The sequence below is a fragment of the Steroidobacter sp. genome, from assembly GCF_036402275.1.
Classification (GTDB): domain Bacteria; phylum Pseudomonadota; class Gammaproteobacteria; order Steroidobacterales; family Steroidobacteraceae; genus Steroidobacter.
The window spans coordinates 289,422-313,075 of record NZ_DASWTF010000034.1 but is presented as its reverse complement, the minus strand read 5'-3'; the positions used below and the strand labels follow the sequence as shown (position 1 = coordinate 313,075).

At 61.7% G+C, this 23,654-nt stretch carries 22 protein-coding genes; 12 read left to right on the top strand and 10 right to left on the bottom strand.

Annotation, left to right across the window (positions count from 1 at the left end; genetic code table 11):
• Positions 1 to 112: 112 nt before the first annotated feature.
• Positions 113 to 1,276 carry a murein hydrolase activator EnvC family protein gene (locus VGD45_RS19165; protein WP_331156950.1) on the bottom strand — a complete coding sequence of 388 codons (1,164 nt, stop codon included), beginning with the start codon at positions 1,274 to 1,276 and terminating at the stop codon, positions 113 to 115.
• 90 nt (positions 1,277 to 1,366) lie between these two features.
• Between VGD45_RS19165 and VGD45_RS19160 the strand changes: the two genes are divergently transcribed.
• The 4 genes from VGD45_RS19160 to gpsA are packed head-to-tail and all read left to right on the top strand — an operon-like array spanning position 1,367 to position 3,655.
• Positions 1,367 to 1,816, top strand: coding sequence for a rhodanese-like domain-containing protein (locus VGD45_RS19160; RefSeq protein ID WP_331156949.1), 450 nt, complete (start codon positions 1,367 to 1,369; stop codon positions 1,814 to 1,816).
• Positions 1,813 to 2,097 (top strand): glutaredoxin 3, encoded by a 285-nt coding sequence (gene grxC, locus VGD45_RS19155; protein WP_331156948.1) that lies wholly within the window; start codon positions 1,813 to 1,815, stop codon positions 2,095 to 2,097. Before VGD45_RS19160 ends, grxC begins: the two co-directional genes overlap by 4 nt.
• A gap of 21 nt (positions 2,098 to 2,118) precedes the next feature.
• A complete protein-coding gene (gene secB, locus VGD45_RS19150; protein ID WP_331156947.1) occupies positions 2,119 to 2,616 on the top strand; it encodes a protein-export chaperone SecB in 498 nt (165 codons plus the stop codon).
• 7 nt (positions 2,617 to 2,623) lie between these two features.
• A complete protein-coding gene (gene gpsA / locus VGD45_RS19145; RefSeq protein ID WP_331156946.1) occupies positions 2,624 to 3,655 on the top strand; it encodes an NAD(P)H-dependent glycerol-3-phosphate dehydrogenase in 1,032 nt (343 codons plus the stop codon).
• 21 nt (positions 3,656 to 3,676) lie between these two features.
• Here the strand turns inward: gpsA and VGD45_RS19140 are convergent, their stop codons facing one another.
• The 5 genes from VGD45_RS19140 to glnA all read right to left on the bottom strand — a co-directional run bounded on the left by VGD45_RS19140 (position 3,677) and on the right by glnA (position 9,134).
• Positions 3,677 to 4,138 carry a tRNA (cytidine(34)-2'-O)-methyltransferase gene (locus VGD45_RS19140; protein WP_331156945.1) on the bottom strand — a complete coding sequence of 154 codons (462 nt, stop codon included), beginning with the start codon at positions 4,136 to 4,138 and terminating at the stop codon, positions 3,677 to 3,679.
• Between the two features lie 48 nt (positions 4,139 to 4,186).
• Positions 4,187 to 5,584, bottom strand: coding sequence for a nitrogen regulation protein NR(I) (ntrC, locus tag VGD45_RS19135; protein ID WP_331156944.1), 1,398 nt, complete (start codon positions 5,582 to 5,584; stop codon positions 4,187 to 4,189).
• Positions 5,571 to 6,677 carry a nitrogen regulation protein NR(II) gene (glnL, locus tag VGD45_RS19130; RefSeq protein WP_331156943.1) on the bottom strand — a complete coding sequence of 369 codons (1,107 nt, stop codon included), beginning with the start codon at positions 6,675 to 6,677 and terminating at the stop codon, positions 5,571 to 5,573. Before glnL ends, ntrC begins: the two co-directional genes overlap by 14 nt.
• Positions 6,678 to 6,796: 119 nt before the next feature.
• A complete protein-coding gene (locus VGD45_RS19125; RefSeq protein ID WP_331156942.1) occupies positions 6,797 to 7,543 on the bottom strand; it encodes a DUF4124 domain-containing protein in 747 nt (248 codons plus the stop codon).
• A gap of 178 nt (positions 7,544 to 7,721) precedes the next feature.
• Positions 7,722 to 9,134: a glutamate--ammonia ligase gene (glnA, locus tag VGD45_RS19120; protein ID WP_331156941.1), complete on the bottom strand. Its 1,413-nt coding sequence runs from the start codon at positions 9,132 to 9,134 to the stop codon at positions 7,722 to 7,724.
• Positions 9,135 to 9,493: 359 nt separating this feature from the next.
• Here glnA and glyQ point away from each other — a divergent pair, with 359 nt between their 5' ends.
• Genes glyQ through VGD45_RS19105 form a run of 3 tightly spaced genes read left to right on the top strand, consistent with a single transcriptional unit; the run spans position 9,494 to position 13,285 of the window.
• Positions 9,494 to 10,420 carry a glycine--tRNA ligase subunit alpha gene (gene glyQ, locus VGD45_RS19115; protein ID WP_331156940.1) on the top strand — a complete coding sequence of 309 codons (927 nt, stop codon included), beginning with the start codon at positions 9,494 to 9,496 and terminating at the stop codon, positions 10,418 to 10,420.
• 4 nt (positions 10,421 to 10,424) lie between these two features.
• Positions 10,425 to 12,506, top strand: a complete 2,082-nt coding sequence (gene glyS / locus VGD45_RS19110) for a glycine--tRNA ligase subunit beta (RefSeq protein WP_331156939.1) — start codon at positions 10,425 to 10,427, stop codon at positions 12,504 to 12,506.
• A gap of 14 nt (positions 12,507 to 12,520) precedes the next feature.
• Entirely contained in the window at positions 12,521 to 13,285 is a 765-nt protein-coding gene (locus VGD45_RS19105; RefSeq protein WP_331156938.1) for a lysophospholipid acyltransferase family protein, read from the top strand.
• 60 nt (positions 13,286 to 13,345) lie between these two features.
• Here the strand turns inward: VGD45_RS19105 and gyrB are convergent, their stop codons facing one another.
• The 4 genes from gyrB to dnaA all read right to left on the bottom strand — a co-directional run bounded on the left by gyrB (position 13,346) and on the right by dnaA (position 19,572).
• Positions 13,346 to 15,760, bottom strand: coding sequence for a DNA topoisomerase (ATP-hydrolyzing) subunit B (gene gyrB / locus VGD45_RS19100; protein ID WP_331156937.1), 2,415 nt, complete (start codon positions 15,758 to 15,760; stop codon positions 13,346 to 13,348).
• Positions 15,761 to 15,788: 28 nt separating this feature from the next.
• Complete coding sequence (gene recF, locus VGD45_RS19095; protein WP_331156936.1) at positions 15,789 to 16,853, bottom strand: DNA replication/repair protein RecF; 1,065 nt, start codon at positions 16,851 to 16,853, stop codon at positions 15,789 to 15,791.
• A 19-nt stretch (positions 16,854 to 16,872) separates the two neighbouring features.
• Entirely contained in the window at positions 16,873 to 17,970 is a 1,098-nt protein-coding gene (gene dnaN, locus VGD45_RS19090; RefSeq protein WP_331156935.1) for a DNA polymerase III subunit beta, read from the bottom strand.
• Positions 17,971 to 18,189: 219 nt separating this feature from the next.
• Entirely contained in the window at positions 18,190 to 19,572 is a 1,383-nt protein-coding gene (gene dnaA, locus VGD45_RS19085; protein ID WP_349263304.1) for a chromosomal replication initiator protein DnaA, read from the bottom strand.
• Between the two features lie 238 nt (positions 19,573 to 19,810).
• On the opposite strand from dnaA, the gene rpmH reads away from it, so the two are divergent.
• The 5 genes from rpmH to mnmE are packed head-to-tail and all read left to right on the top strand — an operon-like array spanning position 19,811 to position 23,640.
• Entirely contained in the window at positions 19,811 to 19,945 is a 135-nt protein-coding gene (gene rpmH, locus VGD45_RS19080) for a 50S ribosomal protein L34 (RefSeq protein WP_116811218.1), read from the top strand.
• 43 nt (positions 19,946 to 19,988) lie between these two features.
• On the top strand, positions 19,989 to 20,354 hold the full coding sequence (gene rnpA, locus VGD45_RS34390; RefSeq protein ID WP_331156933.1) for a ribonuclease P protein component: 366 nt from the start codon (positions 19,989 to 19,991) through the stop codon (positions 20,352 to 20,354).
• Complete coding sequence (gene yidD, locus VGD45_RS19070; RefSeq protein ID WP_331156932.1) at positions 20,339 to 20,590, top strand: membrane protein insertion efficiency factor YidD; 252 nt, start codon at positions 20,339 to 20,341, stop codon at positions 20,588 to 20,590. Before rnpA ends, yidD begins: the two co-directional genes overlap by 16 nt.
• The gene (gene yidC / locus VGD45_RS19065) at positions 20,583 to 22,274 is read left to right on the top strand and encodes a membrane protein insertase YidC (RefSeq protein WP_331156931.1); all 1,692 of its coding nucleotides are present in this window, start codon (positions 20,583 to 20,585) and stop codon (positions 22,272 to 22,274) included. The genes yidD and yidC overlap by 8 nt, the downstream gene beginning before the upstream one ends.
• A 4-nt stretch (positions 22,275 to 22,278) precedes the next feature.
• On the top strand, positions 22,279 to 23,640 hold the full coding sequence (gene mnmE, locus VGD45_RS19060; protein WP_331156930.1) for a tRNA uridine-5-carboxymethylaminomethyl(34) synthesis GTPase MnmE: 1,362 nt from the start codon (positions 22,279 to 22,281) through the stop codon (positions 23,638 to 23,640).
• Positions 23,641 to 23,654: the final 14 nt, after the last annotated feature.

The window sequence follows — 23,654 nt, the reverse complement described above, 5'->3', positions numbered from 1 at the left end:
CGAGAATGAAATGTGTGACGGATCATCCGGGGCGCGTCCCCGCGCTTCCTTGAAGTCGGCCGCAGTTTTTCCGCAGCATCGAGCCCCTAAGAACAATTCCCAAACGCAGTCGTTACTTCGCGAGCCACGTTGCGGGATCGAGTGCGGTGCGACCTTTGCGAATCTCGAAGTACAAACCGGGCTTGCCGATGCCCGCAGCCTCGCCGACCACGGCCAGTGGATCGCCAGGCGACACGCGATCGCCGACGCGCCGATACACCTGTTCGTTGTGACCATACAGGCTCATGTAGCCGCCGCCGTGATCCAACACGATCAACAACCCTAGCCCGGGCAACCAGTCGGAGTACACCACGCGACCGTAGTAAGGCGCGCGCACCTGAGTACCTCTGTCGGCGCCGATCACCATGCCCTGCCATTTCAAAGGTCCGCCCGCGCGCAATTGTCCGAAGCGCGCCAGCACCGAGCCTTTCACCGGCCACGGCAACTTGCCTTTCACGCGTTGGAACGGCTGCTCGGCGAGCTCGGGGAATTCTTCGATGGCACGTCGCAGTTCCTCGACCAGCTTCTCCAACGCCTGCGCTTCACGTTGCAGCTTGGCCAGCTCGTCGTTGCGATTTTTTATTTTGGACTGCACTTGAGCCAGCGTCCGGGCGCGTTGATCGCGCGCGCCGGCCAGTGTTTTCACATCGCGCGCCTGATCTTCTTCGAGCGCGCGCAACTGATCCGTTTCCTTGGCGATGCTTTCGGACAGCAGCTCCAGATGCGCCAGATGCTCGCTGATCGAAGTAATGCGTTCGGCGCGCGCGCGGCCGAAGTAACCGTAGTACGCCATCATCCGGCCGAGTTGCGCCGGGTCCTGCTGGTTGAGCAGCAGCTTGAGCTGTTCCTGTCGGCCATTCATGTAGGCCACCCGCACTTCGGCGCCGAGCGCCTCGCGTTCGTCATCGATCCGCTTGGCGGTGGTCTGCTGTTCGGCCTTAAGGTCGGACAGGCGGTTTTCCGAGGCGATCCGGCGGGCCCGGACGTCGGAAAGGCGCTCACGCGCCGACTGAATCTTCAGCTCGGCTTCCCGCACCTGGCCGGCCAGGGCGTCGCGCCGTTCGGCCTCGGCCTGAATGGAGCGCCGAATGGAGTCGATCCGGTTGCGAACCTGCTTGAGCTCGGCTTCTTTGGCGGCCGGCGTGGGCGCGGCGGCCCGGGCTTGAAAAGCGCCGGTCCCCCACCCAATTGAGCACAACAGGGCCGCCAGGACCGCGGTGAGACGCAGATTTGACATTGCTAAACCTGAGGAACTTGGCGGACTGGCCCGGCTGTTATACTTCGCGCCCTTTTGCCAGCCTTCCGGGTCAGATCCCGACCTGCTGCAATGAATCGATTTTTTGAATACACCATCAACCATCCGTACCTGGTCGCCGCTGCGGCGATTCTCGCCGTTCTTGCCGTCGTGATCGAGATGCGTCATCGCGCTCGGGGCGCGAGTAGCATCGGCACGGCGGACGCGATCCGGCTCCAGAATAGCGGTGCTCTGCTGGTCGATGTTCGAGACGGCAAGGACTACGAGGCTGGACACATCATCGAGGCGCGCCACATCCCCGCGGCTGAAATTGCCAGCCGGGCGGATTCCTTGAAGAAATTCAAGGAGAAGCCGGTCATCGTCTATTGCGATGCCGGCTTTACCTCGGCCGGAGCCGCGCGACAGCTGCGCGCTTCCGGGTTCAACAAAGTAGTCACTTTGAGTGGCGGCCTGAACAGCTGGCGACAGGAAAACCTGCCGCTGGTGAAGGGCGCCGCCAAGAAGGACGGTAAGCATTCATGAGCGCAGCGGAACAGAACGGCAGCGAAATCGTCATGTATTCCACGGCGTGGTGCGGCTACTGCCAGCGCGCCCGCAATCTGCTCGAGCGCAAGGGCGCGTCGTATCGCGAGATCAAGATCGACGAGGACACGAAGGAACGTGAAGTGATGATGCAGCGGAGCGGTCGCCGTACCGTGCCGCAGATCTTCATCGGCGACCGTCACGTCGGCGGCTACGACGACCTCGCGGCGCTCGACCGTGCCGGCGAATTGGATAAACTGCTCGCCCAATTGCCCCGATAGTCATTATTAGGATTCGACATCATGGTTGACGAAGTACCTGCGGCCAACGGCCAGACCGCCGATCCCAATGCGCCGCAGTTCGCGCCGCAGGCGGTGTATTTGAAAGACGTGTCCTTCGAAGCGCCGAACGGCCCGCGCGTCAATCCGAACACGAATCCGACCATCAAGCTGGACCTCAACACCGCCGTGAACGAAATCGGCGGTGACATGAAGGAAGTCGTGCTGACCGTGCGCGTCGAAGCGCAGGCCGCCGACAAGACGCTGTGGCTGGTCGAGCTGCAGCAGGCCGGCGCGTTCGGCATTCGCAACGTGCCGCCGGCGGACATGGGGCGACTGCTGGGCATCTTCTGTCCGAACTATCTGCTGCCTTATGCGCGCCAGGTCATTTCCGATCTGCTGATGAAGGGCGGCTTCCCGCCGTTCCTGCTGCCGCCTGTGAATTTCGACGCGCTTTATGCGCAGGCCGCTGCTCGCGCTCAACAGCAGCCGGACGCCCCGGGCGCCGCTTCCGTCAACTGATCCCGCCATGTCCGAGGCTGCCACCCCGGCGCCCGAACGCTCGACATCGGTGGTGCTGGGCGCCGGCTCCTGGGGCACGGCGCTCGCGATCCAGTTAGCTCGCGTCGCGCTCCCTACTCTGCTGTGGGGACGCGACGCGAAGCATCTCGCCGAGCTTCAGAGCGATCGGCGTAACACGCGCTATTTGCCGGATGCTCCGTTTCCTCAGCATCTGCGCATCGAGCCCGATCTGAAGGCTGCGTTACAGGCCAGTCGCGACGTCATCGTGGCTGTGCCGAGTCATGCTCTGCGCGGGATGCTGCAGGAGATCGCTCCTCATCTTCAGGCGAGTGCTCGCGTTGCTTGGGCTACGAAGGGATTCGAGCTTTCCACGGGCTTGCTTCCGCACCAGGTTGCGCGCGAAGTTCTCGGCGAGCGTGTACCGACGGCGGTGATTTCCGGGCCGACGTTTGCTCGCGAAGTCGGCGCCGGGTTGCCGACGGCCATGACCATTGCGGCGTCCGATCCGAACTATGCGGCCGAGCTCGCGCAGCGGTTTTCGGGCGAGCACTTCCGGGCTTATACGTCGACGGATGTCATCGGCGTGGAAGTTGGCGGCGCGATCAAGAATGTCATGGCGATTGGCGCTGGTATTTCCGATGGCCTCGGATTCGGTGCGAACACTCGCATTGCCTTGATTGCCCGAGGTCTGGTTGAGATGACTCGCCTGGGCGTGGCGCTCGGAGCCCGCAAAGAAACATTCATGGGGCTCGCGGGGCTGGGGGATCTCGTGCTGACGTGCACGGACAATCAATCGCGTAACCGGCGCTTCGGCCTGGCCCTGGCCTCGGGCGAGAACGTTGCCGCTGCTCAGAAGACCATCGGGCAAGTTGTCGAAGGCGTGCTTGCCGCCAAGGCTGTGCGCGAGGTCGCGCGTAACGCCGGCGTTGAAATGCCAATTTGCGAGCAGGTGTATCGCGTGGTGTACGAAGGTGTCGCACCCAAGGACGCCGTGAAGGAATTGATGAGTCGGGCGCTCAAGCCTGAGCAAGACTCCTAGTTTGAGCCTGAAGACCCACCCCTACCCCGTGGCGAAGTGGAGTTGGCGCCAGGCTTCGAAGACGATGACGGCGGCGGCGTTGGAGAGATTGAGACTGCGGTTGCCGGGGCGCATGGGGATTGTCAGGCGGTGTTCGGCGGGGCAGGTTTCCAGCAGGTCTTGGGGCAAGCCGCGAGTTTCCGGGCCGAACACGAATGCGTCGCCTGGGACGAAGCGAGGTTGATCGTAGCGGGTCTTGCCGCGGGTGGAGATCGCGAACCAGCGCTGCACGGGCAGCGCGTTGAAACATTCCTCCAACGAATCCCACGCTCGAACATTCGCCAGGTCGGCGTAATCCATCCCCGCGCGGCGCACCGCCTTCTCGCTGATGTCGAAGCCGAGTGGCCGAATCAGATGTAACGACGAGCCGGTGTTCGCGCAGAGGCGAATGATGTTGCCCGTGTTGGGCGGAATCTCCGGCTGATAAAGAATGACGTGAAACACTGCGGGCCTTCTGCCACCGTTGCCGGCGGCAGAGTAGCAGGCCCGGCGTTACTCGTCGTCCATCGCCAGTTCTTTGAGCTTGCGCGTCAGTGTGTTTCGGCCCCAGCCGAGCAGCTTGGCGGCTTCCTGGCGGCCGCCTTCGGCTTTGCGCAGAGCGGCGCGGATCAGGGTACGTTCGAACTCGGGCATGGCGTCGTCGAGTAGCGGGGTTTCGCCGGCGGCGAGGCGCTTCTCGGCCCAGTTGGTGAGCTGACGGGTCCATTCGTCCTGCAACTTCGCCGGCCCCGGCACACCGCCGAGGTCGCTCGGAATGTCTTCGGCTTTGATCTCACGACCCGGCGCAGTCACCGTCAGACGACGGCACGCATTGACGAGCTGACGCACGTTGCCAGGCCAATCGAAGTTGGACAACGCGGCCGCCGCTTCCGGCGTCAGCGTCTTCGGCTCGACGCCAAGCTCCACAGCCGCGTCAGTCAAGTAATGCATCAGCAGCTCGGGAATGTCCTCGCGGCGCTGACGCAACGGCGGCACTTCGATTCGAATGACATTCAACCGATGCAACAAATCTTCGCGGAACAGATTCTGCTTCACGCGCTCCGCAAGATCCTGGTGAGTCGCCGCGATCACTCGCACATCGACACGCACCGGCACCTGACCGCCAACTCGATAGAACTCACCTTCGGCCAGCACACGAAGCAATCGCGTCTGCAGCTGCGGCGACATGTCACCAATCTCATCGAGGAACAGCGTGCCGCCGTCCGCCTGCTCGAACCGGCCGCGACGCTGCGCATCGGCGCCGGTGAACGAACCTTTCTCGTGACCGAACAATTCGGACTCGAGCAAGTCGGCCGTGAACGCCGATGTATTCAAAGCGATGAACGCCTTGTTCGCGCGCGGGCTGTGACGATGCAGAGCGCGAGCAACCAATTCCTTACCGGTGCCGGACTCGCCCGTGATCAACACCGTCATGCTCGATCGCGACAAGCGGCCGATCGCACGAAACACTTCCTGCATCGCCGGCGCCTGGCCGAGCATTTCAGGAATGCGCCGCGCTTCGGTCGTCGCCTCTTCGACGCGGATGCGCTGCTGTGCGGCGCGCCGCACGAGATCGACCGCCTGATCGATATCGAAAGGCTTCGGAAGATATTCGAATGCGCCGCCTTGATAAGCAGCCACCGCGCTGTCGAGATCCGAATGCGCCGTCATGACGATGACCGGCAGCTCCGGCTGGCTATCACGAATCTCCGTCAGCAGCTCGAGGCCGCTGCGGCCGGGCATTCGAATATCAGTAATGAGCACATCGGGCCGATCGCGCCGGAGCGCGGCGAGCGCCGTGTCCGCGTGATCGAAGGCCGTAGGCGCCATGCCGCCCTGGCGCAGCGCGCGCTCCAGAACCCAGCGGATGGAGGCATCGTCGTCGACGAGCCAGACGTTAAGAGTTTTCACTGGTGTCTGTAACATGGAATGGCAACAAAACAGTAAAGATGGTTTGACCTGGCCTGCTCTCGAATTCGATCAGGCCGTCGTGACGACTCACCAGGTCTTGCGCCACTGCCAGACCAAGTCCAGTACCGTCGGCTCGCCCCGTGACGAGCGGATAAAACAAGGTGTCGCGCAGATGCTCGGGCACGCCTGGCCCGTTGTCTTCGAACTGCACGCTAGCAACTAAACGATGACGGCGAGCGCCGATGTTGACGTTGGTGAGCGCACGAGTGCGCAACACCAGCCGCCCGCCGCGACCGCCGTTTTGATAAAAGTTTTTGGTCATGCCCTGTGCAATCGCCTGCATGGCGTTCTTGCCCAGATTCAGCATGGCCTGAATGATGAGATTGCGATCCAGATAGAGCGGCGGCAGGCTCGGATCGTAGTCGCGGTCGATCACCACGCCCGCGGGCGCGTCAGCCGCGAGCAAATGACCCACGTGCTGTAACAGCTCGTGAATATTGATCGATTCCTTACGCGGCGCGTGGCCCGGGCCGAGCAATGTATCGACCAGTGTCACGAGGCGATCGGCCTCGCTGATGATGACGGTCGTGTACTCGCGCATCGAAGCGTCATCGAGCTGGCGAGCCAGGAGTTGAGCGGCGCCACGCAATCCACCGAGGGGATTTTTTATCTCGTGCGCGAGCTGACGAATCATCAACCGGCTGCCGCCGATCTGTGTCAGCAGGGCGGTCTCACGTGTGATGCGCTGATGTTGAGTTGCGTCGCTGATCTCGATCAGCACTGCGCCCGGCGCGCCGATTTCTTCATAGGGCGCAACGGTACAGTCGACGATGAGCTCGCCATCGCCATAAATAGGACGCAGAGCCAGCTCACGACGTGAGAACGGTCGCGACGTCGTTGCCGCGCGATCGATCACTGAATCGAGCACGGCCGAATCTTCTAACAATTCCGCCAGAGGCCGGCCGCGCACCTGATTGCGGCTCACGCCAAATAACGTTTCGGCGGAAACATTCAGATACAGCAGCGAGCGATCGCGATCCACGATCAGCACGCTGGTGCTGAGGCTGTCGAGAATTCGCCCGGGATCAGCCATGACGCTTGCCACTAGATGCGAGGGCTGTGCGGCCATGAGCGTCCTTCACCGTGCCCGGGGACACAATGGAAGGAACGGCGCGACCGCTCGGGCGGGCGGCGCGGGAGCGCGAAGAAACGTTACTTGCCGGCGTTCGGCGGAGGCGTCGAGTCCTTCGGATCCTTGGATCCGACGGTATCCTTGGGACCGGCAGGCAGAGTCTGCGGCTTGGATTTCACCGGCCGATTGGTGCGCGGATCGATCTTCGGCATGCTGCCGTTCAGCGCGGCATAGGTGGGCTGTTCGGTCGGCAGCTTGTTGCCCGCGGTGCGCTTCGGCTTGTTTGGCCGCATGTTCGGACCCACGGGAGGTTGCGCCCCGGATTCTTGCCGCACATGGAACGTAACCGCCGGCGTTTCCTGCACCTTCATGCCCTGAAGCGTGGACACGACGGCCTTCACGGTATGTGAACCGCGCGACAGGCCGGAAAACTCGTAGCTCGTGCCCTGCGAAGGAAAGTCCTTCACCGGCGCGCCATCGAGATACAACGAAACCAGATGATTGCCGTCGAGCGGCGGCGAGGAAGCCAGCCGAACACTCACGACGCCAGCCGTGTTGACGAATGTTTCGTCCTGCTGCGGGCTCTCGACCACGAAGCGCGAATACGCCGGACCCTTTTTCACCGGCTCTGGCGGGGGTGGCGGAGTGTAAGAAGGCGCGGAATCCGCGGAGCGATTCGCGCCACCGCTGAGCTCGACCTTCTCGGCCCCGCTTACAGGCTGATCCGAGAAATGAGTGACGCCTTTTTCGTCCACCCACTTGTAAACGGTCTGGCCGGCGAAGGCCGGTGCCGCCAGTGCGAGGAGAACATAAAGCGCCGTACGCATATGTAATGAGCATAGCCGCTCCGCCTCGACCTGACAAAAGCGGCGACGGCGCATTTGTGACCGCCGTCACCATTGGCAAAGACTCATCGGCGCAAGGTCCCCGAATTTGCTGGTCGGGAGCTGAACGCCGGGCCGCGAGACCCGGCGTCCAAACCTTAACCGCCGCTGACTGCTGTAGTTACACGCTGTAATACAGCTCGAACTCCAGCGGATGCGTCGACATACGAACCTTGGTCACTTCCTGCATCTTCAGCGCGATGTAAGCGTCGATCACGTCGTCCGTGAACACGCCACCGGCCTTCAAGAAGCCGCGGTCCGCGTCCAGAGCCTGCAGCGCCTGTTCCAGCGAGTAGCAGACTTCCGGAATGTTCTTCGCTTCTTCCGGCGGCAGGTCGTACAGATCCTTGTCCGCGGCTTCGCCCGGATGGATCTTGTTCTGAATGCCGTCGAGGCCGGCCATCATCATGGCCGCGAACGCGAGATACGGATTCGCGGTCGAGTCCGGGAAGCGCACTTCGATGCGACGACCCTTCGGGTTCGCCACCCAGGGAATACGGATGGAGGCGGAACGGTTACGGGCGGAGTACGCCAGCATCACGGGCGCTTCGAAGTGCGGCACCAGGCGCTTGTAGCTGTTGGTGCTCGCGTTCGTGAACGCGTTGATGGCCTTGGCGTGCTTGATGACGCCGCCGATGTAATAAAGAGCGAGATCCGACAGTCCCGCGTACTTGTCGCCCGCAAACAGCGGCTTGCCGTCCTTCGAAATCGACTGGTGCACGTGCATGCCGCTGCCGTTGTCGCCTACGATCGGCTTCGGCATGAAAGTCACGGTCTTGCCGTAAGCGTGCGCGACGTTGTGGATCGCGTACTTCAGCATCTGCACTTCGTCAGCCTTGCGCACCAGCGTGTTGGCGTTCACGCCGATCTCGCACTGGCCGGCCGTCGCCACTTCGTGGTGGTGCACTTCGACCTTCATGCCCAGCTCTTCGAGCGCCATACACATGGCCGAACGGATGTCCTGGAAGGCGTCGACCGGGGGCACGGGGAAGTAGCCGCCCTTCACGCCCGGACGGTGCGCCATGTTGCCGCCTTCGAACGACTTGCCCGAAGACCAGGCCGCTTCGACGGAATTGATCTCGAAGAACGACCCCTGCATGTTGGTGCCGTACTTCACGTCGTCGAAAATAAAGAATTCGTTTTCCGGGCCGAACAGCGCCTTGTCGCCGATGCCGGTCGACTTCAGGTACGCCTCGGCGCGCTTGGCGATCGAGCGCGGATCGCGCTCGTAACCCTGCATGGTGGAGGGCTCGAGCACGTCGCAACGGATGATCAGCGTGGTCTCTTCGAAGAAGGGATCCAGGATCGCGGTGCTGACATCGGGCATGAGCACCATGTCGGACTCGTTGATGCCTTTCCAGCCGGCGATGGACGAGCCGTCGAACATCTTGCCGTCATCGAAGAAGCTTTGGTCGACAGTGTGCGCAGGCACGGTCACGTGCTGCTCTTTGCCGCGAGTGTCCGTGAAGCGCAGATCAACGAACTTGACCTCCTTCTCTTTAATCGTGCTGAGGACTTCAGCGGGGGTCGTCATGAGTTCTCCTCCGGTAGACAGCGAGATTGGGGTGTCCCGGGCCGCTCGCCGCTACGACGCCAGGAGGTTGTTGAGGCCGCTGAGATGATTCGTGCTCAGGCCTTGAAAATGCAGGATCCGAAATTGCAGGAAGCATGCCAGCGCACCGTCATGGCGCAAACGCTTGGTTTTGATCGCAATGCCACGAAAGCACTACAAAACCGCGCCCCAAATTGGAGCACATAGCACATGGAGCGCACCATAGGCGTGCATACGCATACGGCAGTGGGCCCCAAAGTGTGGCAATCGGCGCTGGTGCGGACCCGCACGGTATACTCGCGCGCTTTTCCGCCCGCCCAACTAACCAAACCGGACTCGAGATGGCCGCACCGAAAGCCGTCGTCCCACCGCGGACTTTTCAAGACCTGATTTTCGCCCTCCAGTCGTACTGGTCGCAGCAGGGTTGCGTGATCCTGCAGCCCTACGACATGGAAATGGGCGCGGGTACTTTTCATACCGGGACGCTGCTACGAGCCGTCGGCCCGGAACCGTGGAGCGCGGCCTATGTGCAGCCGTCGCGCCGGCCGACCGATGGTCGTTATGGCGAGAATCCGTTCCGCCTGCAGCACTACTACCAGTTCCAAGTAGTGTTGAAGCCGTCGCCTTCGAACATCGTGGATCTGTATCTCGGCTCGCTGGCCGCGTTGGGCTTCGACCCGCTCACCCACGACATCCGGCTGGTGGAAGACAACTGGGAATCGCCGACTCTCGGCGCCTGGGGCCTGGGCTGGGAAATCTGGTTGAACGGCATGGAAGTCACGCAGTTCACTTATTTCCAGCAAGTGGGCGGACTGGACTGCAAGCCGGTGATGGGCGAGATCACTTACGGTCTGGAACGCCTCGCGATGTATCTGCAAGGCGTGCAGAGCGTTTACGACCTGTTGTGGGCCGATGGGCCGCTGGGTCGCGTGACCTACGGCGACGTTTATCACCAAAACGAAGTGGAGCAGTCCAAATATAACTTCGAGCTCGCCGACACCGCGCTGCTGTTCCGGCACTTCGACGATCACGAAGCTGCGTGCAAGAAGTTGCTCGAGAGCGGACTGGCGCTGCCTGCGTATGAGCAGATGCTGAAGACGTCGCACACGTTCAATTTGCTGGATGCGCGCAAGGCGATTTCAGTGACTGAACGCCAGCGCTTCATCCTGCGCGTGCGCGCGCTCGCCAAAGAAGTTGCCGAAACCTATTACAAGACGCGCGAAGCTTTGGGATTCCCGATGCTGAATCGCGTGGCCGCGGAAGCTTGAGCTCATGAGCAAACGTGACTTTCTGGTCGAGATCGGCACCGAAGAGCTGCCGCCGAAATCTTTGTTCACTCTGGCCGCCGCATTTGCAGACGGCGTGACCAAGGGCCTCGACGCGGCCGCCGTCACGCACGGGGAAGTGAAATGGTTTGCGACCCCGCGTCGCCTCGCCGTGTACGTGGCGGGCGTGGCGGATCAGCAGCCGGATCAACAGATCAAACGTCAGGGCCCGGCCGTCGCCAATGCCTTCGGTCCCGATGGTCAGCCCACCAAGGCTGCGCTGGGATTCGCGGCGTCGTGCGGCGTAACCGTCGATCAGCTGCTGCAGGTCGACGGCCCCAAAGGCAAGGTGCTGCAGTTCGAAGGCTCCAAGAAAGGAGAAGCGACGACTGCGCTCCTGCCCGCCATCGTCACGGGTTCGCTCGATGCTCTGCCGATCGCGCGGCGCATGCGTTGGGGTGCGGGCGCGCAGGAGTTCGTCCGCCCCGTTCATTGGGTGGTAATGCTGTTCGGTTCGAATGTCGTGGAGGCAGAGATTCTCGGCATCCCCGCCGGCAAAAATACCCAGGGCCATCGCTTTCATGGTCCGAAGCAGCTGGCCATCACCAACCCGGCCAAGTACGCGCAGCTGTTGTTAGAGAAGGCGCACGTCGTTGCCGATGTACAGGCCCGTCGTGAGCGCATCCGTGCGGAAGTGAACGCGATCGCCGACTCGCTGAACGGCCAGGCGGTCATCGAAGAATGGTTGCTCGACGAAGTCACGGCGCTGGTCGAATGGCCGGTCCCGTTGTCGGGGCGCTTCGATGAAGAGTTCCTGCGTCTGCCGCAGGAAGTGCCGATCGCGACCATGCAGGACAACCAACGTTACTTTCCGGTGCGCTCGGCTGACGGCAAGCTGATGAACTATTTCATCACTGTCGCGAATATCGCGAGCCGCGAGCCGGATCGCGTGCGCGACGGCAATGAGCGCGTGGTTCGACCGCGCCTGGCTGATGCATCCTTCTTCTGGGACACGGATAGAAAGGAACGGCTCGAAGCCCGTTACGCTGCGCTCAAGTCAGTTACGTTCCAGGCCAAACTGGGATCGCTTGCGGATAAGAGCAATCGCGTGGCGTCGCTGGCGCAGCGGATTGCTGAAACCATCGGCGGCAACGCCGATCTCGCCGGTCGCGCTTCCAAGCTCAGCAAATGTGACTTGCTGTCGGCCATGGTCGGCGAGTTTCCCGAGCTTCAGGGCCTCATGGGCAAGTACTACGCCCAACACGATGGCGAGGATGCGGAAGTCGCCACCGCCCTCGAGGAACAGTACTGGCCGCGATTCGCCGGCGACAAGCTGCCAGCCACGAAGACCGGCATCGCACTGTCGATCGCGGACAAACTCGACACCATCGCGGGCATCTTCAGCATCGGGCAGAAGCCTTCGGGGACGAAGGACCCGTACGGCCTGCGTCGCGCGGCGCTCGGCATCCTGCGCACGATCATCGAGCACAAGCTGGATCTGGATCTGCGTCGCCTGGTGGATGGCGCCGTCTCGCTGCAACCGGTCGCGGCCGCGGATACGGTGGGCGAGGAAATCTGGGGCTATCTCATGGAACGACTGCGCTCTTCTTATCTGGAAGAGACCGCCGCTCGCGCGGTGACCACGGAGATGTTCGATGCCGTGCTCGGCAGCAAGCCGAGTTCGCCTATCGACATCGACGTCCGCCTGCAGGCGTTGGAAGGATTTCTCGCGCTGCCTGAAGCTGCCAGCCTGGCGGCTGCGAACAAGCGCATCGCCAACATTCTCCGCAAGGCGACCGGCGATCTGTCCGGGGCCGTGGAAACGGGACGATTGCAGGAGCCGGCGGAACGCCAGCTGTTCGATCACGTTGTTTCCATGGAGCGCGCGGTCAACCCGCTGTTCTCACGGCGTGAGTACACCGGCGCCCTGACTCAGCTCGCGACCTTGAAGGACGATGTGGATCGCTTTTTCGATTCGGTGATGGTCATGGCCGACGATCCGGATGTCCGGGCCAATCGATTAGGCTTGCTGGTGCGCCTGCGGGGATTGTTCTTGCAGGTGGCAGATCTGTCGCGACTGCCGGGCTAGAACGGGACGTCTAAATGCAGCTGTTGAGGTCGGTTATATTCACCACTGCGCTGTTTGCTGGGACATTGCTGTACGCAGTGGTGGTGCTGGCGTTTGGCTGGTTACCCAGCCTGAAGCTGTACGGCATCGCGCGCAGCTGGGGCCGCGTGAACATGTGGTTGCTCGCGAAGCTGTGCAATCTCACTTATACGGTCGAGGGCGCAGAAAACATTCCGCCCGGCGCGCACGTGTCGATGTGGAAACATTCCTCGGCGTGGGAAACCATCGCGCAGGCCGCCGTTTTCCCGCCGCAAGCCTGGGTGCTGAAACGCGAGCTGATGTGGATTCCGCTGGTCGGCTGGGCGGTGAAATGTCTCAAGCCCATCGCCATCAATCGCAAGGCCGGCGCGACTGCCGTGACCCAAGTGGTCGAGCAAGGCAAACAACGTCTGCAGGAAGGACTGTGGGTTCTGATATTCCCCGAGGGTACGCGCGTCGCCGTCGGTGAGACTCGCAAGTACGGCGTGAGCGGCTCACTGCTGGCATCGAAGGCGGGCTGCAAGATCATTCCCGTCGCTCACAATGCTGGTTACTTCTGGCCTCGCCGCGGCTGGGTGAAAAAGCCGGGCACCATTCGGGTCGTCATCGGGCCACCCATCGATGCCGTTGGCCGGGATCCGCGGGAATTGAATGAAGAAGTGCGGGCTTGGATCGAGAAAAAGCTCGCGACGCTGACGCCGACCAACGGTAACGGCGTGTCAGAGCCCTCCGGAGCACCGCTCCGGCCGGCTAATCATTGATCTTCGGTTGAAAATCAGGCGGCGGAACCGCGCTGTTCCGCCGCCTATCGTTAGATAAAACTAAACGTCGAGGTTGGCCACCGCCAACGCGTTCTTCTCGATGAACTCACGCCGGGGCTCGACCTGGTCGCCCATCAGGGTGGCGAAGATGTCGTTCGCGGCCAGCGCGTCCTCGATTCGAACCTGGATCAAGCGGCGCGTCTCCGGATTGATGGTCGTGTCCCACAACTGCTCCGGGTTCATCTCGCCCAGACCTTTGTAGCGCTGGATCGTCTGCCCTTTGCGCCCGGACTCCATCAACCAGTTGATCGCCTGCTTGAGGCTGCTGATCTCCTGCTTGCTGTCATTCTTCGCAATGTAGGCGCCCGGCTTGAGCAAGCCGCCCAGAGTCGCCGCCAGATCCGCGATGCTCCGATACTCGGCCGACTCGAAGAACTCGCGGTGGATGTGCTTCTCCTGAGTAATGCCGTGCTCGGTTCGGGCAACTAGCAGTCGCGGCGTTCCACCATCGACGGCAGCCATCACCCGCACGCGGTACTTGCGAGCGGCATCGTCGTGGGAGTTCAGCTGGGTCTCGAAGGTGCGGCCCCACTGAGTCAACCAGTCGAGCTGGTCGTGGTTCGCTGGAGTAACTTCGGGCATGTAGAGCAGCTGCTCCAGCACGCGCTGATCGTAGCGGCGCGAAGACCGCTTGATGATCGCGGACACTTCCATCCAGCGGCGAGCCAGAGTCTCCAGTGCGGAGCCGGTCATCGGCGGCTGCGCGGGATCGGCGTACAGCTGCGCATCCTCGAGAGCGTGGGTCAGCAGCATCGAATCGAGCTCGGCCTCGTCCTTCACGTAGTGCTCGGACTTGCCCTTCTTCAGTTTGAACAGCGGCGGCTGGGCGATATAGATGTGCCCTCGCTCGATCAGCTGTGGCATCTGCCGGTAGAAGAAGGTGAGCAGCAGGGTGCGGATGTGCGAGCCGTCCACGTCCGCGTCGGTCATGACGATGATGCGATGGTAACGGAGCTTGTTGACGTCGAAGTCGTCCGCGCCGATTCCGCAGCCCAGCGCGGTGATCAGCGTGCCGACCTCCGCCGACGACAGCATCTTGTCGAAGCGCGCCTTCTCGACGTTAAGGATCTTGCCCTTCAACGGCAGGATGGCCTGAGTGCGCCGATCTCTGCCCTGCTTCGCCGAGCCACCGGCGGAGTCACCCTCGACCAGGAACATCTCGGAAAGCGCCGGATCCTTCTCCTGGCAGTCCGCCAGCTTGCCGGGCAGGCCGGCCAGATCCAGAGCACCTTTGCGACGAGTCATTTCGCGGGCCTTGCGGGCCGCCTCGCGAGCACGGGCTGCTTCCAGCACCTTGTTCGCGACGGCTTTGGCCTGCGGGGGGTGTTCCATCAAGAACTCTTCCAGCTTCGCACCCACCGCCGACTCGACGATGCCTTTGATCTCGGACGAGACCAGCTTGTCCTTGGTCTGCGAGGAGAACTTCGGGTCCGGCATCTTCACGGACAGGATCGCGGTCAGACCTTCGCGGGCGTCGTCGCCGGACATGGCCACCTTGTCCTTGGCCGAGAACTCCTTGTCGATGTAGGCATTGAGGGTTCGGGTCAACGCGCTACGGAAGCCGGCCAGATGCGTGCCGCCGTCCTTCTGAGGAATGTTGTTGGTGTAGCAGCTCATGCTCTCCTGGTAGGAGTCGTTCCACTGCAGGCCCAACTCCACCGTGATAGGGCCTTCCTGGGTGCGGAACCAGATGATGGTGTCGTGGATGGCCTGAGCATTGCGGTTCAAGTAGCGGACGAACTCCTTGATGCCACCCTCGTGATGGAAGACCTCGTGCTTGTCGTCGCGCTCGTCGATCAGCTCGATACGGACACCGGAGTTGAGGAACGACAGCTCCCGCAGGCGCTTGGCCAGAATGCTGTAGTCGAACTCGATGTTGGTGAAGGTGCCGGCGCTGGGTTTGAAGCGAATGATCGTGCCGCGCTTCTGCGTGGTGCCGATCTCGGCCAGCGGCGCTTGGGGCTCGCCCAGGCGGTACTCCTGTTGGTACAGGCGGCCTTCCTTGTGAATCGTGAGCAGCAGGTACTCGGATAGGGCGTTCACTACCGACACACCCACGCCGTGCAGTCCGCCAGAAACCTTGTAGGAGGAATCGTCGAACTTACCGCCGGCGTGCAGGATGGTCATGATGACTTCCGCCGCCGAAACACCCTCCTCCGGATGGATATCCACAGGTATTCCACGGCCGTCATCGGACACGGTGACCGACTGATCGGCATGGATGGTGACGATCACTTGTGAGCAATGTCCCGCCAAAGCTTCGTCGACGGAGTTGTCCACGACCTCGAATACCATGTGATGTAGACCGGTGCCGTCATCGGTGTCACCGATGTACATTCCGGGACGCTTTCTGACCGCGTCGAGGCCCTTCAAGACTTTGATTTTGCTTGAATCGTAGACGTCTTTATCTGTCATGGTCCGGCCTGAAAAATGAGCTGCGGGATTATACCATCGGCTCGAAATGGCCTTGTTTCACGTGAAACCTACGGCCAATTTCGATGCCCCTCAGCCCGCGCTCGTGCACTGAGGTGACGATCAGCTGACTCGGTATCTCGGCGATCGCCAGAAGAAGTTTCCCCAAGTTATCCACATCCAGCTCGGCCGCCGGATCGTCCAACATGAGGGTCGTCGGAGTGGCCCCGAGTGCGGTGTGGCACTGGAGCTGAGACAGGATGAAAGCCGCCGCCAGCATCTTCTGCTGACCGCGGGACACACGGTCCCGGGCGGGGATCCCATCAATCGAGAAACCTAGATCGGCGCGGTGGGGACCGACATGCGTGGTCTTGAGGCGCAGGTCCCTAGAGATGGAGTCGCGAAGGGCCTCTCTCAAGTCGAGCTCGGCGGGCCAGCCTCTTCTATAAGTAAGCGCCGTTCCCGGCCCAACCAGGCGAGCCGCCAGCGCTTCGAAGTGCGGCCGGAGCTCGTCCACATAGAAAGCTCGCAACCGGTCGACCTCGATCCCGGCTGCCACGAAGTCTTGCTCCCAGGCATGGATCAGCTCCTCGCCGTGCGAGGTGCGGAGTGCCGCGTTGCGTTGAGACAGTGCACGCTGGTAGCGGCGCCAATGACCGAGGAACTCACGTTTCACGTGAAACACTCCCCAGTCCATCAGCCGCCGTCTTCGAGCCGACCCCTCTTCCACCAATCGGTGTACGCCGGGATCGATGATTTGCAGCGGGAGGACTTCAGCGATGTCGGCGATGCCCGAGATGCCTTGTCCGGCGAGGTGGCCTTGGGTTCGGCCTTGGGTGTGTTCGAGTCCCGCGGTCAGGATGCCGCGATGAGTGGCCAGCCGACCGACAACGCGAAAGAAGGGGGTGCCGGTCCGTTTGAGCTTGTCCGCCTGGGCGCTACGGAAAGAGCGCCCATGGCCCAGAAAGTAAATCGCCTCCAGCAAGCTGGTCTTGCCGGAGGCGTTGTCACCGATGATGCCGGTCGAGCGCGAATCGAAGTCGAGGCTGGCGTGTTCGATGCAACGGAAGTTGTCGACTGTGATGGCAGTCAGCACCGGCGCCCGCTCGTCATCGTCACAGCCTCATCGGCATGACGACGTATTTGGCCTGCGGCGCCCCGTCCGAGCTCAGCAGACAGCTGTTGTTCGCGTCGGTGAGGCCGAGCACGACATCGCCGCCGTCCACTGCAGCCAGAGCATCCAGCAGGTAATTCACGTTGAAGCCGATCTCCAGCTCGTCGCCGGAGTAGTCGATCTCCAATTCCTCTTCGGCCTCTTCCTGCTCAGGGTTGTGGGACTGCAGGAGCAAAACCCCCGGGCGAACCGCGAGGCGTATCCCGCGGTACTTTTCATTCGAAAGAATGGCAGCGCGTTGCAGCGCTGAGCGCAGGACGTCGCGATTGGCATTGATCCGCTTGGTCGGATTGCTCGGGATCACGCGACCATATTCCGGGAACCGACCGTCAATTAGCTTCGACGTGAAGCGAATGTCGCCGATCTGGGCGCGAACGTGATTGGTCCCAATTGCCAGCTCGACATTCCCCTCGCCGGCCAGCAAGCGCTGCAGCTCCAGGACGCCCTTGCGCGGCACGATGACCTGCTGGGTCGCGCCAGCTTCGTGCTCGAGCGTGGTTTCGCAATAGGAGAGCCGATGACCGTCGGTCGCGACCGTTCGCAGGATCTTGCCGTCAGCTTCGAGCAGCATGCCGTTCAGGTAGTAACGAACGTCCTGCTGAGCCATCGAGAAATGCGTTTTGTCGAGCAAGCGACGCAGCGCCGATTGAGAGATCAGCAGCGCCTTTTGCGCCCGGATGTCTTCCACGGTCGGGAAGTCGCTGGCCGGCAGCGTCGCCAGAGTGAAGCGACTCTTACCCGAACGGACCGTGGCGCGCTCGCCCTCGATCGAGATGGTGACCTGAGCCTTGTCCGGCAGCGCCTTGATGATGTCCAGCAGCTTGCGACCTGGCAGCGTGATCTCACCCGGCGTTTGCAGAGTGACGTTGGCCTTGGCCACGAGCTCCACTTCCAGATCCGTGGCCGTGATGGACAGTTGCTCGCCGCGACCCGCGATCAGGACGTTTGCCAGGATCGGCATGGTCTGCCGGCGTTCCACAACGCCGATTACCGCCTGCAGTGGCGCGAGGATGCTTTCCCGCTCAGCACTGAACTTCATCGTGGTCACCTTACCAATCTTAATTAGAGATTAAGTATTTAAAGAATTTATGATGATTATGAAGGGCCGCGTCGTCTGTGTATAACCCGTTTTTCCGGTGTTTCATCAGCAGCTTACGCCCAGCAAAACTCATCTGTGAACTAAAACGGAGCTTGTATCGAAACTGTGCGGTAGTTGTGGATAAATAAAGCCCACGCACAAACCACAAATTATCCACAGTCATCCAGCCAGGGTTCTCAACAGGTTTGAGTAGTCCTCGCTGGTCCGCGTGTTCGACTCCCGCAACTCTTTGATCACCCGGCACGCGTGCAGCACCGTCGTGTGGTCACGACCGCCGAACGCATCGCCGATCTCCGGCAAGCTATGACTGGTCAGCTCCTTCGCCAGGGCCATCGCGACTTGCCGCGGCCGGGCGATCGAGCGACTGCGCCGCTTCGACAGCAAATCAGCCACGCGGATTTTGAAGTATTCCGCGACGGTCTTCTGAATGTTCTCGATGGTGACCAGGCGATCCTGCAGAGCCAGCAGATCGCGCAGCGCCTCTTTGGCGAAATCCATGGTGATGGCGCGACCGGTGAACTGCGAGTTCGCGACCACGCGACGTAGAGCTCCCTCGAGCTCGCGGACATTGGAGCGGATGCGCTTGGCGATGAAGAACGCGACTTCATCCGGCAGATCGACGCGGGTCTGAGCGGCCTTACTCATCAGAATGGCCACGCAGGTTTCCAGCTCGGGCGGCTCGATGGCCACCGTCAGGCCCCAGCCGAAGCGCGACTTGAGGCGCTCTTCCAGGCCGTCGACTTCCTTGGGATAGCGATCGCAGGTCAGGATGATCTGCTGCTGGCCTTCGAACAGCGCGTTGAAGGTGTGGAAGAACTCTTCCTGCGAGCGGTCCTTGCCGGCGAAAAACTGGATGTCGTCGATCAGCAGGGCGTCGAGCGAGCGGTACGCCGTTTTGAAGTCGTTGATGGTGTTGTGCTGGAGCGCCTTCACCATGTCGCCGACGAACCGTTCCGAGTGCACATAAGCAACCCGGGCGCGCTCGTTGCGAGCCTTGATCATGTTGCCAACGGCATGCATGAGGTGAGTCTTGCCCAGACCCACGCCGCCGTAGATGAATAGCGGGTTGTAGGCACGGCCGGGATTCTCGGCGACCTGAAAAGCCGCGGCGCGGCCGAGCTGGTTACTCTTGCCCTCGACGAAATTCGCGAAGGTGAAATCAGGATTCAGCCGACTGCCGAGAACTGTCGGGATATCGCGGACTGGAGCGGGCGACGAAGCAACGGCACGCGCTGACGCCGGCTGGTGATTATTGATCGTCATGGCCGGTGCGACCGGCCGCGAACCGACCTCGAGCACCACGGCAGGCGTGGGCTCCTCGCCCACGGCATCGACCAGCTCGGAAATCCGACCGGCGACATTCTCGTTCACCCAGTCCACGACGAATCGGTTCGGCGCCAGCAGGCGCAACGTGCGTCCGTCCTCGACGGCCTGCAAAGGCCGGATCCACGTATTGAACTGCTGCTCCGGCAATTCCACTTCCAATTGCGCGAGACAGCGGCGCCACAACGAACCCTGCACGGTTTCGTCCCCTACGATCATCAAAAAGAAAGAATTGTTCTGCGCCAGGTCAACGCGAGAGGCGGCGAGTCTATACCGTTGGACAGGCAGTTATCCACAGGCAGCGGCCGCGAATTTTGTGCGCGGGAACGCAAGGTTGAGCTTGACACTGCAGGGGGTGGTGCGTAGTCTTGCCGCCCCTCTGTGCGCGCCAGCATGTACTTGTTTTAGCGCGAATTCCGGCCCAGGCCGAAGTTAAAGACACCGTCGAGATGCCCGCATGAAGCGTACTTATCAACCGAGCAAAGTTCACCGTCAGCGCACTCACGGTTTCCGCGCGCGCATGGCTACCCGCGCCGGCCGCCAGGTGCTGGCCCGTCGTCGCGCCAAGGGTCGCAAGCGCCTCACGGTCTGAGCGTCGGCTTTACAGCGGCGCTCGCAGCTGTCCGACTCTCGACTTGCCAGTCCCGGCTCGACCGTTTCAACCGGCGCAACGTCTCCGGCATAAATCCGAATTCGATCGCGTCTACCGGGACTCGCGCCGCTCCACCGACGCCTGCTTCGCGATCCTCACTCGTAACAGCGGCGGCTCGATTCCAAGACTTGGATTATCGATAGCCGCACGCACTATCGGGAACGCTGTGCGGAGAAACCGCATCAAGCGTCTGATTCGGGAATCGTTTCGTCAGCATCAGCATGAACTGCCCGCGGTGGACATCGTCGTCAATGCGCGCTCCGGCGCTCGCGATGCGGACAATGCTGTCCTCGTTCGCAGCCTGGAAAAGCATTGGCGTACGGTCGTGAAGCAATGCGCGCCACAGTAACCACGCTGACCGCCGCGATTCGCGCTTATCGCTATTTAATCAGCCCCATGCTCGGGCCGACCTGCCGCTTCTACCCGAGCTGTTCCTGCTACGCCGAACAAGCCTTGCAACAACACGGTGCGGTTCGCGGGACGTATCTCACGGTGCGACGCTTGATGCGTTGTCACCCGTGGCATGAAGGCGGCTACGATCCGGTGCCACCGACAGAGAACACCAAGCCGGTTCCTCATGGATAACCAACGCGTATTCATATGGGCCGCGCTTGCGCTGGTCCTGTACCTCAACTTTATTACCTGGCAGAAGGACTACGCTCCTGCGCCAGTGGCCCCCGCTCCGACGGCGCAAACGCAGTCGGCGAACGGCAGCACCGCGCCGCCCGCCAATGAAACATTGCCGGATCTGCCATCGGCCACAACCGATGCTCCGTCCCCTCCGACGTCAGCGCCTTCCGCGAATAGCGAACCAGCTGCTGGCAATGCGGCCGTCATTCGCGTGCAGACCGATGTGCTGTCGCTGGACATCAGCACCCGCGGCGGCGAACTGATTCGCGCCGACTTGCTGAAGTATCCCCTCCAGAAGAATCGCCCCGATGTTCCGGTGCGCTTGTTCAATCCGCAGCCGCCGCTGTATGTGGCCCGTTCAGGTTTGCGAGCTGCTGATGGGCGCGCCGAGCCGACTCATCAGGCGATCTTCCAATCGGCCGCGAACGAGTACACGTTGGCGGCGGGTCAAAAAGAACTGCTGGTGCCGCTGACCTGGACCGACGATCAGGGCGTCACCGTCGTGAAGACCTATAAGTTCACGCCGGGCAGCTATCGCATCGATCTCAGCTACGACGTAGTGAACACGTCGAGCACTGACTACAAAGCGGCGTCGTATGTGCAGATCGTGCGTCATTACGAGCACGTCGAGCGTTCATATTTCAAGGTCGAGACTTACGCCTATCGCGGCCCGGCCATTTACGACGGCAAGGCCTACCGCAAGCTGAACATCGAAGACGAAGAAGATCGCGCCTTCAAATCCAGCATCACCGGTGGCTGGATGGCGGCGCTTCAGCATCACTTTGTCGCTGCCGCGGTGCCTCCAGTTGGCGCGGCCTACGACTACCAGCTCAATCTCGATTCCGACAACGACTACGTGCTGTCCTATCGCGGGCCGCTCGAAGTGGCTCCCGCCGGCGGCAAGCACACATTTAAAGAGACCTTGTTCGTCGGTCCGAAGCTGCAGGAGCAGTTGGAGAACACCGGCCCCAAACTGCAACTGGTGGCCGACTACGGCAAGTTGACCTTCATCGCGCAGCCGCTGTTCATGCTGCTCGAACTGGTGTACGGCGTCGTCGCCAACTGGGGCTGGGCAATCATCATCGTCACCTTCCTGATCAAGCTCGCCTTCTACAAGCTGACCGCGGCCAGCGGCCGCTCGATGGCCAAGATGCGCAACCTCGGCCCGCGCATCAAAGCCATTCAGGAACGTTACAAGGACGACCGCGAGCAGCTCGGCCGGCAGATGATGGAAATCTACAAGCGCGAGAAGATCAATCCGCTCGCCGGTTGCTTGCCCATCCTGATCCAGATCCCGTTCTTCCTCGCCTTCTACTGGGTGCTGCTGGAGAGCGTCGAGATGCGGCAGGCGCCGTTCCTCGGCTGGATCACCGATCTGTCTTCGCGCGATCCGTTCTTCATCCTGCCGATCCTGATGGGCGGCGCGATGTTCGCGCAGTTCAAGCTGCAGCCGATGCCGAGCACGGATCCGATGCAGGCCAAGATCTTCATGTTCATGCCCATCATCATGTCGGTGACCATGGCCTGGTTCCCGGCGGGCCTGGTGCTGTACTGGCTGACCAACACCTTGCTGTCGATCGCGCAGCAGTGGCGCATCAACAAGCTGGTCGCGGCGGAAGATACAAAGAACAAGGGCTGAACGGATGACAACCCGGCCCGGCGACACCGACACCATCGCGGCGATCGCGACGCCGCCGGGTCGCGGTGGCGTCGGGATGGTGCGAGTCTCGGGCAGCCTCGCACCGACCATCGCCACCGAAGTGCTCGGGGATGTCCCCGAGCCTCGGCACGCAGCGTTACGAATTTTTCGAGATGGCGACGGCGAGATGCTCGATGGCGGCCTCGCCCTATATTTCCCTGGCCCGAATTCATTCACTGGCGAAGATGTTTTAGAGCTGCATGGCCATGGCGGTCCCGTCGTCATGGATATGTTGCTCGCTCGCGTGCTCAGCCTCGGCGCGCGCGTCGCGCAGCCAGGTGAATTCACTCAACGCGCTTTCCTGAATGACAAGATCGATCTGACTCAAGCCGAAGCCATTGCCGATCTCATCGACAGCGGCTCGAGTCAGGCAGCGCGAGCGGCGTTGCGCTCGCTGCAAGGTGAATTCTCGGTTGCCGTACATTCGCTCACTGAAGCAGTGACGGAAACTCGCATGCACGTCGAAGCCGCTATCGACTTTCCCGAAGAGGAAGTCGATTTCCTCGGCGACACTGTTCTGCATGAGCGCATCGCTGGCTGCATCGAGCTTTGCGAACAGATTACTGCCAAGGCGCAGCAGGGCGCGTTGTTACGCGAAGGAATGACGGTCGTTATCGCCGGTCGTCCTAACGCCGGCAAATCAAGCTTGCTGAATCGCCTCGCCGGCTACGAAGCGGCCATCGTGACCGACATTCCCGGCACAACGCGCGATGTCCTGCGCGAACGCATTCACATCGACGGCATGCCCCTCCACGTCGCCGACACCGCCGGCCTTCGCGACGACGCCGATGTCGTCGAAGCCGAAGGCATCCGCCGCGCCCGCAATGAGATGAATCGCGCCGATCGCATTCTTTATGTGATCGACGCCACTCGGGCATTAGACGACGAAAGCATGCACGCCGAACTTGCCGGGTTGCCGGCGGATATTCCGGTCAGCGTGGTGCTGAACAAAATCGACATCGCACAAGCCCGATCGCGTTACGAACAGTCGCAGCCCCCGCGCTTGCACGTATCCGCCACGACCGGCGAGGGCATGGATCTGCTTCGCGAACACTTAAAAGAATGCATGGGCTTCCAAGGCGCCGGCTCCAGCACCATCTCCGCGCGCCGCCGCCACCTCGACGCCCTGAACCGCGCCTCGACTCATTTAAATGAAGCCCAGCGCCAGCTCACGGAAAAACGCGCCGGCGAGCTGATGGCCGAAGAGCTGCGCCAGGCTCAGCAATGTCTCGGTGAGATCACTGGCGAGTTCACGCCGGATGACTTGTTGGGGCGGATCTTCACGACGTTCTGTATCGGGAAGTAACAAGCGACAGTTTG